Source organism: Curtobacterium sp. ZW137, from assembly GCF_003762905.1.
Taxonomy (GTDB): domain Bacteria; phylum Actinomycetota; class Actinomycetes; order Actinomycetales; family Microbacteriaceae; genus Curtobacterium.
This window is the reverse complement of record NZ_RJKS01000002.1, coordinates 555,246-570,799: the sequence shown is the minus strand read 5'-3', so window position 1 is coordinate 570,799 and position 15,554 is coordinate 555,246. Positions and strand designations below refer to the sequence as shown.

Sequence of the window (15,554 nt, the reverse complement as noted above, 5' to 3'; positions counted from 1 at the left end):
GCGTCGTGCGCGCTCGTTACGCTACTGACACGGGCCGCCTCGGGGGCCGCGCGTCGAGTCATTCGGAGGCACCATTGCGATCGATCGGTCAGCATCGGCAGGACATCGAAGCGCTCGTCGAGCCCGCGGTGCGTCCGTCTGCGCTGCAGTTCACCGGTCCGGAGGCCGTGGCCGTCGACGACCTCGCTGCCGACACCGGCGCGGGACACGGGTACCGCGTGCTCGGTCGTGCCGTCGGGTCGCCGATCCCGCTCCCACCGTTCGACAACAGCCAGATGGACGGCTTCGCGGTGCGGGCCGCGGACGCCGGCTCGACGCTGCGCGTCGTCGCCCCGATCCCGGCCGGGGTCGTCCCCGCGCCGCTGGCACCGGGCAGCGCTGCGCCGATCATGACCGGCGCCCGCATCCCCGACGGCGCCGACGCGGTCTTCCCGGTGGAAGCCACACCGCCAGGGGCCTTCCCGGCGGCGCTGTCGCTGGCATCGGTGGACGTGCCGGCGGACCTCGCCCCGGGCACCTTCGTGCGGGCGACGGGGTCGGACCTCGGCGTCGGCAAGACGATCGTCGACGCCGGAGCCGCACTGACGCCCGCCGTGCTCGGGGCGCTCGCGTCCGCCGGGGTGACCCACGTGGAGCTGGTCCGTCGGCCGCGGGCGCTCGTCGTGTCGACGGGATCGGAGCTCGGTGGGGCTTCGGCAGAGGCTCCGGGCGGCGGCGACGGCGGCGGTGGTGGCGCCGGGATCAACGATGCGAACGGGGTCGCGCTGCGGGCGGCCCTCGCCGAGGTCGGGGTGGAGTCGCGGACCGTCCGGGTGCCCGACGACGAAGCCCGGTTCCTCGCCGCGCTCGAGACCGCCGTGGGGGACTGGGCCGACCTCGTGCTGACCACGGGCGGCATCAGCGCCGGCGCGTACGAAGTCGTGCGCCAGGCCCTCGAGCCGCGCGGGCTCGCCGTGACCCCGGTCGCGATGCAGCCGGGCGGACCGCAGGCGTTCGGCACCGTCGAGTTCGCCGGCAGACCCGTCCCGGTCGTGTCGTTCCCCGGCAACCCGGTGTCGGCGCTCGTCTCGTTCGAGGTGTTCCTGCGTCCGGTGCTCGCCCGCGCCGCAGGGATGCCCGGTGCCCGCCCGACCCAGACCCTGCCCGCCGCGTCCGCCGCAACCTCGCCCGAGGGAAAGCACCAGGTCCGCCGCGGCCGGGTCGCAGACGGCCGCGTGCACTTCGTCGGCGGTCCGTCCTCGCACCTCCTCGCCCACTACGCCGACGCCACGCACCTGGTGCACGTGCCCGTCGGCACCGCGGCCGTCGAACCCGGCGACCCCCTGACCGTCTGGAGCATCCGATGACCGCCGCCGCTGATCAGACCGGCCTCTCGCACGTCCGGGCGGACGGCAGCGCGCACATGGTCGACGTCTCCGAGAAGGACGTCACCGCGCGCTCGGCCACCGCCACGGCGACCCTCGTCACCCGCCCCGACGTGGTCGCACGGATCCTCGACGGCTCGCTGCCCAAGGGGGAAGTGATCGGCACCGCCCGGATCGCCGCGATCATGGCGGTGAAGAAGACCTCGGACCTGGTGCCGCTCTGCCACCCGCTGCCGATCGCCGGGGTCGAAGTGGACATCACCGGCGCCGACGACCGCGTCGTGGTGCAGGTCTCGGTGCGCACGACCTCGCGCACCGGTGTTGAGATGGAAGCGCTCACGGGGGCGAGCATCGGCGCGCTCACCGTGTACGACATGGTGAAGGCCGTCGACCGGACGGCCACGATCACGGACGTCCGGGTGCTCGAGAAGCACGGTGGTCGGTCCGGAGACTGGAGCGCACGATGACCTCGCAACCGACCCGGGGCCGAGCTGCCGTCGTCGTCGTCTCCACGCAGGCCGCCGCAGACCCGGCGCTCGACAAGACCGGGCCCGTGATCGCGGCCTGGCTCCGCGAGCACGGGTTCGCCGTCCCGGACCCGGTGATCGTCGCCGACGGCGGGCCCGTCGCGGAGACCATCACGAGCGAGCTCCTCGCCGACGCCCGGGTCGTCATCACCACCGGAGGCACCGGGGTCACGCCGACCGACCGCACCCCGGAAGCCGTGGGGCCCCTCCTCGACCTCGAGCTGCCGGGCATCGTCGAGGAGATCCGCCGCCGCGGCCTCGCCGGTGCCGGTCCCACCGCGCTGCTGAGCCGCGGTGTCGCCGGTATCGCGTCCGGCGGGGCGTTCGTCGTCACGCTGCCCGGATCACGCGGTGGCGTCGCGGACGGGCTCGCAGTGCTCGACGGGCTGCTCGACCACGTCCTGGCGCAACTGCACGGCGAGGGCCACGCGCCGCGGAGCGCATCGTGACCGACGTCGGGGCCGGGGCTGGGGCCGCCGCCGCCGCCGGGGCCGCCGCCGGGTCGGGGGCCGCCGCTGCGCGGGTCGTGCTGTCGGACGTCGTCGACCGCGCCATCACCGTGGCGGAGACCGCGGACGTCGTCGCGACCGACCAGGACGGCGCCGTCGTGACCTTCGCGGGAGTCGTCCGTGACCACGACGACGGCAAGGGCGTCACCGCGCTCGAGTACGAACGGCACCCGAGCGCGGGGGAGGTCATCACCGAGGTCGCAGCGACGATCGCTGCCGATCACCCGGGGGTGCGCATCGCTGTGCTGCACCGCGTCGGGAAGCTCATCGTCGGGGACGTCGCGCTCGCCGCAGCGGTGTCCTCCGCCCATCGCGCGGAGGCCTTCGCGGCCTGCGCGGCCCTCATCGACCTGGTCAAGGAACGCGTCCCGATCTGGAAGCACCAGCGCTTCACCGACGGCTCCGACGAGTGGGTGGCGTCCCTCTGACGCGGGCGTAGCGGAAGCTCCAAGGGAGTCCATAGAATCCGGGACATGAGCGTGCTGTTGTCCGGGGTGACGATCGTCCTGCTGGTGTTCGCGCTGATCGACATCCTCACCAAGACGGACGACCAGATCCGCGGCCTGCCGAAGATCGCGTGGGTGATCCTCGTGATCCTGGTGCCCGTCGTCGGCAGCATCGTGTGGTTCGCGATCGGGCACGACTGGGCTCCTGGTCCCCGGAACCACGGCCGGTACATCGAGCCGACCCGCCACGAGGACGGGTACGCCAGCCTCGGGCACGCTCGAGCGGCGCACGGCGACCGCAGGGTGACCACCACCGAGCAGGAACTCGCGGACCTCGACCGCGAGATCGCGTTCTGGGAGGCCAAGGCGCGCCTGCAGCGTGCCAAGGAGGCCGCCGGCGAACCCGACCCGACGCTCGGGAGCTGAGCCGAGCCTCCCGTCGGTCGGTCGGGCGCCCGCCCGCGCTCCGCCCGCCCGCCGCGTGCATCGCCAGCGTGGGCCGCCGCCGCGTAACCGAAACCAGTTCGCACCACGGACGCACGTGGTTCGAACTGGTTTCGGTTGTGCGCCGCCGGTTCGCACCACGCACCGCCGCGGCGCGCGGCCGCGAGCGCAGGGCGCGCCGCGCAGCACCTACCCTTGACGGGTGGCACATCTCCTCGGCGCCGAGAACCTGCATCTCGAGTTCCCCACCCGCACGGTCTTCGACAGCGTCACCATCGGCATCGACGAGGGTGACCGCATCGGCGTGGTCGGTCGGAACGGCGACGGCAAGTCGACGCTCCTCAGCCTCCTCGCGAAGCGCCTCGAACCGGACACCGGCCGCGTCACCCACCGCCGCGGCGTGACCGTCGGCGTCCTCGACCAGCGTGACGCCCTGCCCGAGGGGCAGACCGTCGGCGCCGTCGTCGTCGGCGACCGCGAGGAGCACGAGTGGGCCGGCGACCCGAAGATCCGCGACGTCATCGGCGGACTCGTGTCGGACATCCCCTGGGACGAACTCGTCGACGACCTCTCCGGAGGCCAGCGTCGCCGCGTCGCCCTCGCGCGCCTGCTCGTCGGCGACTGGGACGTGCTGTTCCTCGACGAGCCCACGAACCACCTCGACGTCGAGGGCATCCAGTGGCTCGCCGAGCACATCAACCGGCGCTGGCCGGCGAACCAGGGCGGCATGGTCGTCGTGACCCACGACCGGTGGTTCCTCGACGCCGTGTCGACCGACACGTGGGAGGTCCACGACGGCATCGTCGAACCCTTCGAGGGTGGTTACGCGGCCTACATCCTGCAGCGCGTGGAGCGCGACCGGCAGGCGGCGGCCTCGGAACAGCGCCGCCAGAACCTGGCGCGCAAGGAGCTGGCGTGGCTCCGTCGCGGCGCCCCGGCCCGCACCAGCAAGCCGAAGTTCCGCATCGACGCGGCCAACGCGCTCATCGACGACGTGCCCCCGCTCCGCGACACCGTCGCACTGTCGAAGACCGCCACGGCCCGCCTCGGCAAGGACGTCGTGGACCTGCTCGACGTCGGCGTCACCTATCCCGGCACCGACGAGCCGACCATCCGCAGCATCGAGTGGCGGATCGCGCCGGGGGAGCGGACCGGCATCCTCGGGCCGAACGGTGCCGGCAAGTCGACGCTGCTCTCGCTCATCGCGGGACGCCTCCAGCCGACGAGTGGCCGCGTGAAGACGGGCAAGACCGTGCAGGTCGCGGTCCTCGACCAGCAGCTCGCGGACCTGGCGCAGTACGCCGACGACCGCGTCCGCGAGGTCGTCGCCCGCAAGAAGACCAGCTACGTCGCCGACGGCAAGGAGATGACGCCGTCGCAGCTGCTGGAGCGCCTGGGCTTCACGGCCGAGCAGCTCTCGACTCCCGTCCGCGACCTGTCCGGCGGGCAGAAGCGTCGCCTGCAGCTCATGCTCATCCTGCTCGACGAACCGAACCTGCTCATCCTCGACGAGCCCACGAACGACCTCGACACGGACATGCTCGCCGCGATGGAGGACCTCCTCGACACCTGGCCGGGCACCCTCCTGGTCGTCTCGCACGACCGGTACCTGCTCGAGCGGGTCACCGACCAGCAGTACGCCGTGCTCGGCGGGCACCTGCGGCACCTGCCGGGCGGGGTCGACGAGTACATGCGACTCCGGGCGGCCGGCACCGGTGGGTCCACCGCTTCTGCGGCTGCCGCCGCTTCGGCCGGGAGGCCCGACACGGCTGGGGCGGGCTCGTCACCTTCTCCTGCGGTCGCGTCCGGTGCCGGGGGCGCGTCCGGCTTGTCCGGTGCGGATCGTCGCGCCGCGGAGAAGGAGATGTCAGCGCTCGACCGGCGGATCGCCCGCGTCGGGGACGACCGGAAGAAGCTGCTCGACGCCTTCGCCACGCACGACCAGTCCGACTACGCCGGGCTCGGGGACCTGCAGACGAAGCTCGGGACGCTCGAGGCCGAGATCGAGCAGCTCGAGGAGCGGTGGCTCGAGGTCGCGGAGCAGCTCGGGGTCTGAGCGGGTCCGTCGTCCGGTTGGTCGGACGTCAGGCGCCAGCGGCGGGGTCGCCGAGGCCGGGGTTCGCGACGACCTCCCAGAGATGGCCGTCCGGGTCCTGGAAGAAGCCGGAGTACATGCCCCACGGCCGTGTGTACGGCGGCTCGAGCATGGTCGCACCCGCGGCCCGCGCCCGTTCGAGGAACGCATCGGCGGCCTCCCGGGACTCCTCGAAGTGCCCGATCGTGGTGCTCGGGTCGGTCGCCAGCGCGACGCTCGCGTCCTTCCGCATGTCGTCACGGCCGTAGACGGAGACGATCAGCCCGTCGTCCAGGGTGAACATGGCGGTGGTCCCGCCCGCCGCGGTGTCGGTGGCGACGTACTCGGTGCCGATGATGCCGCTGCCCTCGATGCCGAAGAGCGCGGTGTAGAACGCGGCCGATCGCTCGATGTCGGCGACGGCGAGGGTGGTGGCGTGCATGCGGCGGAGACTACGCCTCGGCCTGTGCCTCGGCCCACTCGTCGGCCTGCGCCTCGGCCTGCTCCTCGGTCAGTCGCCCAGGCCGAGGATCAGCCGGCGCAGCAGCCCCGCGAGCTGGTCCTGCTCGTCGTCGGACACCCCCGCGAGGATGTCCCGCTCCGCTCCCAGGAGATCTGCGATCGCCGAGTCGACCGCGGTCCGGCCGGCATCCGTGAGCGACACCAGGATGCCCCGGCCGTCCTTCGGGTCCGTCCGCCGCGCGACCAGACCCCGAGCGGTCAGCCGGTCCACCCGGTTCGTCATCGTGCCGCTCGACACCAGGGTCTGCTGCAGCAGGGTCTTCGGGCTCAGCTCGAACGGCTCACCCGCGCGCCGGAGGGCCGACAGGACGTCGAACTCCCACGGCTCCGTCCCGCTCGCATCGAACGCTGCACGCCGTGCCCGGTCGAGGTGCCGGGCGAGCCGGTCCACCCGGGACAGCACCTGCAGCGGCGCGAAGTCGAGGTCGTCGCGCTGCCGTCCCCACGCCGCGACGATCCGGTCGACTTCGTCCTCGTGCGGCATCCCACCATCTTGGCCGAACCCCGCGCGCACGGCCACCGTGCGGGTCATGGGAGGATGGTCTGGCCCCTTCGTGGGGTGTTCCGCCTTGGTGTAATGGCAGCACGACGGCCTTTGGTGCCGTTAGGTCCGGGTTCGAATCCTGGAGGCGGAGCCACGGGGTGATCCGAGTTTTCGGCGTTCGGTTTGAGACTTTTCGCGGCTGGGGGAGCTTGGTGCCGTGAAAACCGGATTGAGCACCCCGGGGACGAACTGCGAGACGTCGAATGCGACTGCACCCCTTGGCCCAAGGTGCTCTGTGCCAACGACAGCACCCCCTGCCCGACAAACGGGCAGGGGGTACCGCGGCCGGGGCGGCCGTCAGGAGGGTCGATGTTCAGTTCGGAGCGAGCAGTGCGCTACGCGATGAGTCTGAGTTGCTCTATCTCTGCAAGTCGGTTGAACGGGTTGCGACGATCGTGCTCTTCGACCGTGAGGCTTTCGAGGCCGGGCTCGAAGAGCGCGGCGCTCGAGCGGTTCATGCGGTTCATCCCACGGAGAGCGAGGCGGGCCTTGAGCCAGTCGATGATGCGGGAGATGTTGGCGCTCGCTGCTGCCATGGCGCCGGCCATCTCGACGATCCAGGGGCCACGCATGCGTCGCTTCATCGGAACCCCGAGCGCCTCGCGGTCCGCGTCCTTGAGACACGAATTGCCGTTCTCGACGTTGTTACGCTTGCCGAACCAGGCGCGCCACACATCGGACTTGTACTCGTACTCCTGACCGTACTTGAGGTGGTTCTGGTTCTTGTCGCCGTTCTTGTCGCTGAGAACCCCAGGGACTTTCACGGTCTTGCCCGGGATGACAACGTCGATCCAGGTGTCGGACTCTGCGTCGTAGACCTTCGGGTCGGTGAACTCCGGGTAGGAGTACTGGCGCGCGCCGGTGGCGTCGTAACCGCTACGGGGGATGAGCCGGTAGCGGGAGCGCTCCTTGCGGCGCTGACGGAGAAGCGCATGGGCTTCGTCTCGAAGTATGGAACGCTCGGCCTCGGGCTTGCTCGTGATGGTCTTGAGGTAGTCGAGGTAGGTCTTCTCGGCGTCGATGAGGGCGGCTGGCATGAACCGCAGGTGCCAGCTACCCGTGACCATGACCAGGTTGTGCCGGCCATCGGCGCTTGCGTAGAACGCTTGCTGACCGAGCTCTTCTTCCTCGTTCTTGTAGTCCATGACGACCTTGACGCCTGCTTGCGCGAGAGGGCGCTGCAAGTCCTCGGGCTTCGCTCCTGGGAAGTAGGCGCGGTCGCCGACAACGGTCTTGATGGGGTGACCGCGTTCGACGGCAGACTGGTAGAGGAACAAGCCGTGCCCTGTGAGAGCGCCAGGCTTGTGACCGCTGGTCGAGAGAAAGAGCAGGGGATAGCTCGCCTCAGTCTCGTTCGGGTCGCGGGTCATGACCGCGTACTCGAGCTCCCATCCGAACGCGTACTTATCGCCACCGTCATGGTCAGGGTCGTGGCTGCCCTGGCGGCCGTACCAACCGCAGTCGTAGTTCGTGGAGACCTTGTCGCCCGGCTTGATGTTTTTGGCACTCTTCTGCTTGCCCGAGACTTCCGCGAATGTGGCATCGATGGCAATCGCGCCCTTGAATCGCCGGCGAACTTCACGGTTGAGGAACTGGACAGATCCTTCGATCAGCTGGTTCGTGAGTTCGAGCATGCGGGCTGCGCGCTTCGCCATCTCCACCGGGTCGCGCAGCTCCGCAATGGCCGCCGCGCGTTCTGCGTCGGTCATAGTGTTGCGGCGAGGGCCGGGGTGTCGGTCGATGAGCTTCCGGAGCCGCTTGATTGCCTCCCAGATGCGGCGGTAGAGGGTGTCCTGGTGTGGGGTGAACTTCAGGATGCCGATTGCTTCACGCTGTGACGTCGTCAGGGACATCGCGACTTCCGTCATCTGCTGGATGCTGACGCTCCGCCGAGCTCGCATCGTGATGAACATCAGCATGAGCACGGAGGTCTCCGACATCAACGCCTTCCGGCCTCGGTCGGATGTCCGGTCTTCCGCTTTCCAGCGCTCGATGCGCGCTCGAATGCACGCTCTGTCGAACAGGCGGACGGTCTCGAACGTCGCCAGCTCAAGGGGGAAGGCCTGACCGATGCGGATGTATGTCGACATCTTCATGCCGAAGTCGTCCTGCATCCACCGTTCGGCGTCGTCGAAGTCGTGATGCTTCGGCTTCGGCGCGGTCATCGTGCGACCTCCGCACGGAGCTGACGACGGTAGGAAGCAGTGTCGGGCGCGGGAACGTGGGCGACGAGCTGGTCGAGGTGCTCGAACTTCGTGACACCGGCGGCGGTCATCAGGGCACGCATGTTGGTGCCGGCGATGAGGTGGGTGATGAGCCACGTGTTCCGCATGCGGGTGGTGACGGGGTCTGGCTCGTTGCCACGATCGGTGTCGTAGAGAAACGTGGTGAGCGTGCTGATGCCGTGCTTGACGCGCTTCGGGGATCCGAACACCCAGTGCTCCGGCTCGACCTCGGCGATGGAGTTGAGCAGGAGCGTTTCGAAGCGGGCCAGGAGCGGAACGGTCCGGGCTCCCGGGTTGACAGTGACGAGGACACCGCCGGCGTCAGCGAGGATGTCGCGGCGGCGGGTCTGGAGGAGCTCGTTCGCTTTGAGCCCCGCTCCAGTGCAGAGTGCGAGGACGACGCCGGCGCTGCGGCGCCGCGCCGCGGTCGACTGGCCCGTCGCCCAGCTCTCGAGGAGGTGCAGGTCTAGGTCGTCGTAGGGTGCTGCGGTGTTCTGCGGAGTCGTCGGTGCGAACTTCAGCGGCACCTCGCCGACGAGGACCTCGGACATGCGCATCAGAGAGGACCGGTATGTGCGACGCGTGGTGTCCGACCAGGTGACGTCGGTGCGGGTGATGTAGCGCCGGATGATGACGGGGTGGAACACGACGGCGGTCTTCGCCGGGTATCCGTTGACGTTAACGACCCAGTCGACGAACGGTGCCGCAATGACGATGAGTCGGTCGGCGGGCTGAGCAATGGACGCTGCCGCCTCGGCGACTGCGCTGACCACGAATTCCCGGACAACGTCCCATCGGTCCTCCGCGAACGTCGGAACGTACTTCACCGGTGTTCCTCCGCGCGTGAGGAACGACAGGAGGGCGCGCAGCATCGCGGTGATGTACTGACGCGGTGACCGGGGGATCTGGCTAGGCATGCCCGGCCTATGCAGGCGAAGTGGGATGAGCTGTGGGAACGCGTCCCAGATTTTGATCTCGCTGCCGTCCGATCCGCATGCCCGCGCGGATCTGCCGGGGTTGCCGCGCATGCGAACGGTCGCGTCACCCCGGGCGTGTCGCCGCTTGCCAGCGCATGCGGCGTCAGCGTCGGCGTCGTACGCGTGACGCTGGCCATGTGCATGCGATCCGGGCGGCTCTCTGCTTCGGGGACTCAGAAAACGTAGTGATCTTCGCGGCCGGATTGGTCCTGTTTGCGGACCCCGCTCGTCTGCGACCCGCGCGTCCTCCAAGATCACGCCCGTTCCGCGCATACCCCCTCCGAGGCCGACCGCCGGCCTCGGAGAGGACCACATGCCCACCCCGACCACGGCGCTCGCAGCGCTCCACGGCGAGTATGCCGACCACGCAGCGCAGCCAGCCCTGACGCTCACCCTCGACCAGCGGCGCGGCGTTGCGTTCTACCTGGCCGACACCGATGACGCCGTCGAGGTCGAACCTTTCGTGCGACGCTGGATCGACCGAGTGCACGACCTTGACGACTTCGTCGGCAGGCGCGGACGGATGCCCCGCGCCGACTCGACCCGTCCGCGCCCTGCCACCGCCGAGCAGAGCCTCGTCGACGCCCTCACCTACTTCCGGCAGGTCGGCGCTGCGGGTGGCTACTGCTCGTACCAGGTTCGACGACTTGAAGCGGTGCCGGGGTTCGCCTGGAACCCCCGGGACGCGCAGTGGTCCGCGATGCTCGCCGCGCACCAGCAGTTCTGGGCTGATCATCAGCGACCGCCGCGTCGTCGCGCGGCCGACCAGACGGAGGTGACGATCGGACGGTGGGTCGCCCAGCAACGAGCCCAGCACGCCCGCGGCCGCCTGCTGCCGGAACGCGAGCAGCAGCTCCGGGCGGCTCGGTTCCGTGTCCTCTGAAGGCGTTACCGAACTTCGCGGGCCTCGGCGAGGATCCGTCGACGGTGCTCGGAAGCGTTCATCGTCGGAATGTGCCGGAGGGACGTGACCAAGTGCTCGGGCTTGCGCAGTCCGCCGGCAGCCATGAGTTCGGCGGCGTGCGTGCCGGCAGCAAGGTGCGTGGTGATCCAGGTAGCGCGCATTCGCGTCGGGACTGGCTTCGGTTCGTTGCCGAAGTCGGTGTGGTTGATGAACGGTGTGACGAAGTTGTAGGTCGTTTTCTTGTTCGACCCGCCGAGTACCCATGCGTTGTCCGGCACGTCCGTGAGGGAGTCGATGAGGAGCTGCTCCCATCGTTCGAGCACGGGCACCAACCTCGGCGTTCCGCCCTGTACGTTGACGAGCGCTCCGTCACGGTCAACGTGCACGTCGCTGCGTCGAAGGTGCTGCATCTCCCACGGGTCCAGCCCAGCACCTGCACCTAGGGCAAGGACCGCGCCAGCACCTCGACGTCGCAGTGCCGTTGACTGCCCCCGCGCCCAGGACTCGAGCAGGTTCAGTTCGAGGTCGGTGTACGGGGCTGTGACGGACTGCCCGTTCAACGGCGCAAACTCGATCGGACCTTCGTGGGGGAGGACGACCTCCGAGATCCGGAGCAGGAAGGACCGGTAATCGCGGCGTGTCTTGTCCTTGAGGTTGAGGTCGTCGCGGGAGATGTACCGGCGGATCAGCACCGGGTGGAACACGTTGGCGACCTTCTGCATCCCGTTGACGTGCACGACCCAGTCGACGTATGGAGTCACCGCGACCATGAGCCGTTCAGCAAGGTACGCGCACGCGGGCGCGACGAGTGCGACAGCGTCCAGTACGAACGGCTCGATGCTGGCCCACCTGTCGGCGGGAACCGACTGGCTCCGATACTTCCGCATCGCGTGAAGGGGCTCCGGGCGAAGCTGCGCGACAAGAGTCCCCTTGTCTGCGTTCGAGCTTCTGGCCCCGAGCGTTGAGTCCCCGAGGCTGAGCGGCTCGCGTTCCCAACATTGGATGTGCGAGCAGTGCTCGACGGGACCTTGACGTGGGAACGGACGACCGAAGGCGGCGCCCATCGGTCGCCCCAGGGCGGTCGCGGACGCGACAGACTCCTGGTTCGGCATGACAAGGTGCTCGGTTGAACTCGGTGAGCGGAGCGCCGCTCGAACGGCGGCAGGGAGCGAAGGCATGCCACGGCTATGCCTGACGGCCTCACCCTGACGTAAGGAACGCCGAGAAGAAGATCGACCAGGTCTCGAGGGACGGGTGCTCGGCGCCTTTCCCGGCTGGTTCGGGCGTGCCGGCATAGCTCCAGGACTACGACTCCTGGAGGGCCCCTTGGACTACCGCACCGCCACCCGTGAAGAACGAGCCGCCGAGTTCATCGACTTCGCGACGAAGCTGCACAAAGGCCGATACGACTACGCGCACGTCGAACGCAGCTACGTCAACGGCGATACCAAGGTCACCATCATCTGCCCCGACCACGGGCCCTTCGAGCAAACCCCGCGCGAGCACCGCCGAGTCCGCGAAACGCCCTGGGGCCCGCAGCGTGGCCAGGGATGCCGGGACTGCAAGGGCTTCCGCAACGCCAACCAGGAGTTGCGCACGCAGCGTTTCATCCAATGTGCAACCAACCGGCACGGCGACAAGTACGACTACGCGAAGGTCGTCTTCATCGACCAGAAGACTTACGTCACGGTGATCTGCCCGCTCCATGGGGACTTCCAGGAACGCCCCGACAATCATGTGGCGGAGGGCTCGGTCGGCTGCAAAGACTGCCATCGCCTTGCCCGAAGGGCAGGCCGTTCGAAGACGAAGCGGAAGTAGGTCAACGGCGTGCATCCGACTTGTTGCACCACTGACGCGCTAGTCCGTTCTCGGCCGGAGCCACTTCCACCTTGAGTGAGCACGGGAGCTTCGTGGAGCTCAACACCATCACGGTGGCGTTCCACGGGATGTTCTCGCGGTTCGCCGCTACCTCGTTACTCGATCGTGTTGTCGGTCGAGTCCAGATCGTGTCTCCCTGCACCAGATCATGTCGTTTCTTGCCCCGGCGACGAGCTTCGTGACAGTGTTTAATACTCCAGCCGCGATGGTCTTGATTGTCGTCCGCCGAGCAACCGTGATTGTTCGCGGAAACGGTCGCCTGCTCACCGAGGATGTCGCGAGGACCGTTCGGCGACAGGCTCTGCGCGCAACCGCCTCGTTTGAGGGTGGGACTTTCGTCGGCGTCCTCCCCAGTTGGTCTGCCCGCCTAGGGGTCGGTCTGATCGGCGGAGGCCGTTCGTCTCGGCGGAGGGGACCGAGTCGTTCGAGGATCGGAAGTAGCAGCCGAACTGAAGCGTCGGCGAGACCGACGTTGACGGGCCGATGATGATGCGTCAAGGGTCCGAGCGTCGGGCAGCGTGCGACGTGCCGCGGGGCGAGGTCACCGCCGATGCCGCAGCTATGTGGTTGCGCCCTCTACGACCCTGATGTCGAGGTGGAGATCCGATTCCTGCATCGGCTCGCCCGTCAGCGCGGCTAGGAACCCGGCGACCGTGAGGTGGGCGGCCTCGGATGCTGGGTAGTCGATCGTCGTCAGGCGGGGCACGATGACTTGCGAGATCGGCGTGTTATCCATGCCGATCAGAGCGATATCCTGCGGAACCTGGCGGCCCCGAGTGGTTGCCGCCGACAGAAGTGCGGTCGCAACGTCATCGTTGTAACAGGCGATCCCGACGGGAGCCGACGGGAGAGCGTCCAGGGCGACCAACGCCTCATCTCGGTCCACGCCGAGGCGCACGATCGTCGGTTCAGGCAAGCCCTGGTCTCGACACTCGTCGCGAATCCCCGACTCGCGCTCGTCGCCGAAGACGTCCTGGCGTGCGTCGCGGAGGCGGGCGAAGGCGATGGTGCGATGCCCTCTCTCGACAAGGTGACGCACCTGAAGCCTGCCGATCTCTTGATTGGCTCCGCTGTCCGTGTTGATCGGGGAAGATGCGATGAACTGTACCCCTCGCGAACGCATGATCTCCTGCTCCTTGGCGGAGAAGGGCATGAAGGACAGGACGCCGCGGGGGTTCGCATGTGGCTGGGAACGCTTTGTGGCGTGATTCCGACAATGCTGTGTGGCCTAGCTTGCCCTGTCGGCGTGGCCGGTCGGGTCAGGGCTGGCTGTGCTTGGCGTTTGCCTGGTCGTGGGTATCGGGGTGGTCACTCATCATGCGGAGCATGGGCCATGAGCCGCTGCGGGTGAAGACGACGAGCAGGAACGCCGCGACGAGCAGGAACACGATGTTGAGCCAGGTGGTGTAGTTCCAGCTGATCGAGGTCGTCACGATGGTGAGGTGCCGGTTCGTGGGGATAAGGTGCAGCGGGGTGAAGAGCAGTTCGACGGCGTAGCCGGCGAGGACCATGGCGCCGTAGAAGATCCCGGTGATGCGGAGGGCTGCTTTCCAGCCGTAGTACTTCCGGTAGATGATGATGATCGGGATGATGATCAGGTCGGCGAAGATGAAGCTGATCACACCGCCGAAGCTGATCCCACCGTTCCAGAGGACCGCTGCGAGGGGGACGTTGCCGACGGAGCAGACGAAGCTCACCATCGCCAGGATCGGTCCGATGAGCGGGTCGATCAGGAACGCGAGCGTCGGGTGTCCCTCGAGGAACAGTGCTTGCAGCCACGCCTTCGGGACCCAGGCGTCGAAGGCGCCGGCGATGAGTAGGCCGATGACGATGTCGCGGATGACGGATGCCCAGTCCATGACGAAGTACTGCGACACGCTCGTGAGCCCGGGCCTCGAGAACAGTCGCCGCCAGAAGCCCTGGTCGCCCTGCACGGACATGTCCATGGCTGCGTGGCCCTCCATCGCGCCGGCGAGGCCCTTGTCGGCCTGTTCGCGGGCGGCGTCGACGATCTTCCCGCGCATCCAGAGCCGGAACCCGAGGGCGATGAGGATGATCATCAGCGGTCCGCCGACGAACTCCGCTGCGGTGAACTGCCAGCCCATGACGAACGCGAGGATCAGACCGAGCTCGACGACGAGGTTCGTGGAGGCGACCTCGAACGCCATGGCCGACGACAGGCTCGCGCCCTTGCGGAAGAGCGCCCGTGCGAGGGCGACGGCGGCGTAGGAGCAGGACGAGGACAGTGCGCCCAGGCCGGTTGCGACGCTGATCGCTCGGGGGGAGTCGTCGCGCATGAGCTTGGTGATCTGGTCGGTGCGGACGACGGCTTGGATGATGCCGGAGAGGGTGAAGCCGAGGATGAGGGGCCAGAGGATCTCCCACCCCATCGAGCCGGCTGCTACTAGGGCGTCACCGACTGCGTTGATCACGAACATATACACCTGCTTCTTCACGTCGCGGGCATATTCTGCCGCGACAGGGTGGTCACGAACGGGGAAGAACCGGTCACTTGGACGCGAGCATGTCCTTCATCTGCGTGATCTGCTCGGTCTGGCTCGACACGATTGACTTCGCCATCGCGACCGCGTCGGTGTTCTTGCCCTTGTCGACTTCGCTCCTGGCCATATCGACGGCGCCCTCGTGGTGCTGGACCATCTGCTGCAGGAACAGCTTCCCGGCGTCCTTCGCGGATGCCTGGTCAAGGTCGGTCATGTCGGAATCGGACATCATCCCGGACATGGAGTGCCCCGACCCAGGGTGCTCCGACTCCGTGGGCTCACCCCAGCCCTGCAGCCAGCTGGTGAGCTGAGTGATCTCCGGACCCTGCTCGGCCTTGATCTGCTTCGCCAGGGTGGCGACGTTGGGGTCAACACCGTCGCCCTTGGCGAGGAGCACGTCGCTCATCTCGACGGCCTGCTCGTGGTGCGGCAGCATCATCTGCGCGAACATCACGTCCTGGTCGTTGTGCGCCGACGCGGCCGATCTCGACGAGGCGGACGAGCCCGCGTCGGAGCTGCTGTTGTTGGTGGAGCAGCTCGCGAGGGTCAGGCCGAGGGTGAGCGAGGCGGCGATCGCGAGGATGCGCGTGGTCGTGGTGGTGTGCATGGAAGGTCCGTTCCCGTGTATGCGTCAATTGG

16 protein-coding genes and 1 tRNA gene are annotated in these 15,554 nt (G+C 68.3%); 9 read left to right on the top strand and 8 right to left on the bottom strand.

Features of this window, described 5'->3' with window-relative positions; genetic code table 11:
- The first annotated feature begins 74 nt into the window (after positions 1–74).
- From glp to EDF55_RS07870, 6 genes are all read left to right on the top strand, one after another.
- The gene (gene glp / locus EDF55_RS07895; protein ID WP_123654341.1) at positions 75–1,346 is read left to right on the top strand and encodes a gephyrin-like molybdotransferase Glp; all 1,272 of its coding nucleotides are present in this window, start codon (positions 75–77) and stop codon (positions 1,344–1,346) included.
- The gene (gene moaC / locus EDF55_RS07890) at positions 1,343–1,831 is read left to right on the top strand and encodes a cyclic pyranopterin monophosphate synthase MoaC (RefSeq protein WP_123654340.1); all 489 of its coding nucleotides are present in this window, start codon (positions 1,343–1,345) and stop codon (positions 1,829–1,831) included. Before glp ends, moaC begins: the two co-directional genes overlap by 4 nt.
- The gene (locus EDF55_RS07885) at positions 1,828–2,340 is read left to right on the top strand and encodes a molybdenum cofactor biosynthesis protein B (RefSeq protein ID WP_123654339.1); all 513 of its coding nucleotides are present in this window, start codon (positions 1,828–1,830) and stop codon (positions 2,338–2,340) included. Before moaC ends, EDF55_RS07885 begins: the two co-directional genes overlap by 4 nt.
- The gene (locus EDF55_RS07880; RefSeq protein ID WP_123654338.1) at positions 2,337–2,828 is read left to right on the top strand and encodes a molybdenum cofactor biosynthesis protein MoaE; all 492 of its coding nucleotides are present in this window, start codon (positions 2,337–2,339) and stop codon (positions 2,826–2,828) included. The genes EDF55_RS07885 and EDF55_RS07880 overlap by 4 nt, the downstream gene beginning before the upstream one ends.
- Positions 2,829–2,873: 45 nt before the next feature.
- Positions 2,874–3,272 carry a PLDc N-terminal domain-containing protein gene (locus EDF55_RS07875; RefSeq protein WP_123654337.1) on the top strand — a complete coding sequence of 133 codons (399 nt, stop codon included), beginning with the start codon at positions 2,874–2,876 and terminating at the stop codon, positions 3,270–3,272.
- 220 nt (positions 3,273–3,492) lie between these two features.
- Positions 3,493–5,346 carry an ABC-F family ATP-binding cassette domain-containing protein gene (locus EDF55_RS07870; RefSeq protein ID WP_123654336.1) on the top strand — a complete coding sequence of 618 codons (1,854 nt, stop codon included), beginning with the start codon at positions 3,493–3,495 and terminating at the stop codon, positions 5,344–5,346.
- A 28-nt stretch (positions 5,347–5,374) separates the two neighbouring features.
- On the opposite strand, the gene EDF55_RS07865 is transcribed toward EDF55_RS07870, so the two are convergent.
- A complete protein-coding gene (locus EDF55_RS07865; RefSeq protein ID WP_123654335.1) occupies positions 5,375–5,806 on the bottom strand; it encodes a VOC family protein in 432 nt (143 codons plus the stop codon).
- Positions 5,807–5,875: 69 nt separating this feature from the next.
- Entirely contained in the window at positions 5,876–6,370 is a 495-nt protein-coding gene (locus EDF55_RS07860) for a MarR family winged helix-turn-helix transcriptional regulator (RefSeq protein WP_123654726.1), read from the bottom strand.
- A gap of 79 nt (positions 6,371–6,449) precedes the next feature.
- On the opposite strand from EDF55_RS07860, the gene EDF55_RS07855 reads away from it, so the two are divergent.
- Positions 6,450–6,524: transfer RNA gene (locus EDF55_RS07855), tRNA-Gln, on the top strand.
- 241 nt (positions 6,525–6,765) lie between these two features.
- On the opposite strand, the gene EDF55_RS07850 is transcribed toward EDF55_RS07855, so the two are convergent.
- A complete protein-coding gene (locus EDF55_RS07850) occupies positions 6,766–8,595 on the bottom strand; it encodes a hypothetical protein (protein ID WP_123293716.1) in 1,830 nt (609 codons plus the stop codon).
- Positions 8,592–9,482, bottom strand: a complete 891-nt coding sequence (locus EDF55_RS07845; RefSeq protein ID WP_123654334.1) for a hypothetical protein — start codon at positions 9,480–9,482, stop codon at positions 8,592–8,594. The genes EDF55_RS07850 and EDF55_RS07845 overlap by 4 nt, the downstream gene beginning before the upstream one ends.
- 463 nt (positions 9,483–9,945) lie before the next feature.
- On the opposite strand from EDF55_RS07845, the gene EDF55_RS07840 reads away from it, so the two are divergent.
- Positions 9,946–10,515, top strand: coding sequence for a helicase associated domain-containing protein (locus EDF55_RS07840; RefSeq protein ID WP_123293718.1), 570 nt, complete (start codon positions 9,946–9,948; stop codon positions 10,513–10,515).
- 5 nt (positions 10,516–10,520) lie between these two features.
- Here EDF55_RS07840 and EDF55_RS07835 read toward each other — a convergent pair whose 3' ends face one another.
- A complete protein-coding gene (locus tag EDF55_RS07835) occupies positions 10,521–11,648 on the bottom strand; it encodes a hypothetical protein (protein ID WP_123654333.1) in 1,128 nt (375 codons plus the stop codon).
- A gap of 214 nt (positions 11,649–11,862) precedes the next feature.
- Here EDF55_RS07835 and EDF55_RS07830 point away from each other — a divergent pair, with 214 nt between their 5' ends.
- On the top strand, positions 11,863–12,354 hold the full coding sequence (locus EDF55_RS07830; protein ID WP_123654332.1) for a hypothetical protein: 492 nt from the start codon (positions 11,863–11,865) through the stop codon (positions 12,352–12,354).
- Positions 12,355–12,973: 619 nt separating this feature from the next.
- Here the strand turns inward: EDF55_RS07830 and EDF55_RS07825 are convergent.
- The 3 genes from EDF55_RS07825 to EDF55_RS07815 all read right to left on the bottom strand — a co-directional run bounded on the left by EDF55_RS07825 (position 12,974) and on the right by EDF55_RS07815 (position 15,522).
- Entirely contained in the window at positions 12,974–13,567 is a 594-nt protein-coding gene (locus EDF55_RS07825) for a substrate-binding domain-containing protein (RefSeq protein WP_123293721.1), read from the bottom strand.
- 106 nt (positions 13,568–13,673) lie between these two features.
- Entirely contained in the window at positions 13,674–14,870 is a 1,197-nt protein-coding gene (locus EDF55_RS07820) for a permease (protein ID WP_200849224.1), read from the bottom strand.
- Positions 14,871–14,922: 52 nt separating this feature from the next.
- Positions 14,923–15,522 carry a DUF305 domain-containing protein gene (locus EDF55_RS07815; protein ID WP_123293723.1) on the bottom strand — a complete coding sequence of 200 codons (600 nt, stop codon included), beginning with the start codon at positions 15,520–15,522 and terminating at the stop codon, positions 14,923–14,925.
- Between the last annotated feature and the right edge of the window lie 32 nt (positions 15,523–15,554).

What these genes read in the sequence shown, in the direction of transcription:
- moaC (WP_123654340.1), top strand. Translation starts at nt 1,343, where the DNA reads ATGACCGCCGCCGCTGATCAGACCGGCCTCTCGCACGTCCGGGCGGAC.
- EDF55_RS07885 (WP_123654339.1), top strand. Translation starts at nt 1,828, where the DNA reads ATGACCTCGCAACCGACCCGGGGCCGAGCTGCCGTCGTCGTCGTCTCC.
- EDF55_RS07875 (WP_123654337.1), top strand. Translation starts at nt 2,874, where the DNA reads ATGAGCGTGCTGTTGTCCGGGGTGACGATCGTCCTGCTGGTGTTCGCG.
- EDF55_RS07865 (WP_123654335.1), bottom strand. Translation starts at nt 5,806, where the DNA reads ATGCACGCCACCACCCTCGCCGTCGCCGACATCGAGCGATCGGCCGCG.
- EDF55_RS07860 (WP_123654726.1), bottom strand. Translation starts at nt 6,370, where the DNA reads ATGCCGCACGAGGACGAAGTCGACCGGATCGTCGCGGCGTGGGGACGG.
- EDF55_RS07850 (WP_123293716.1), bottom strand. Translation starts at nt 8,595, where the DNA reads ATGACCGCGCCGAAGCCGAAGCATCACGACTTCGACGACGCCGAACGG.
- EDF55_RS07840 (WP_123293718.1), top strand. Translation starts at nt 9,946, where the DNA reads ATGCCCACCCCGACCACGGCGCTCGCAGCGCTCCACGGCGAGTATGCC.
- EDF55_RS07835 (WP_123654333.1), bottom strand. Translation starts at nt 11,648, where the DNA reads ATGCCGAACCAGGAGTCTGTCGCGTCCGCGACCGCCCTGGGGCGACCG.
- EDF55_RS07825 (WP_123293721.1), bottom strand. Translation starts at nt 13,567, where the DNA reads ATGCCCTTCTCCGCCAAGGAGCAGGAGATCATGCGTTCGCGAGGGGTA.
- EDF55_RS07815 (WP_123293723.1), bottom strand. Translation starts at nt 15,522, where the DNA reads ATGCACACCACCACGACCACGCGCATCCTCGCGATCGCCGCCTCGCTC.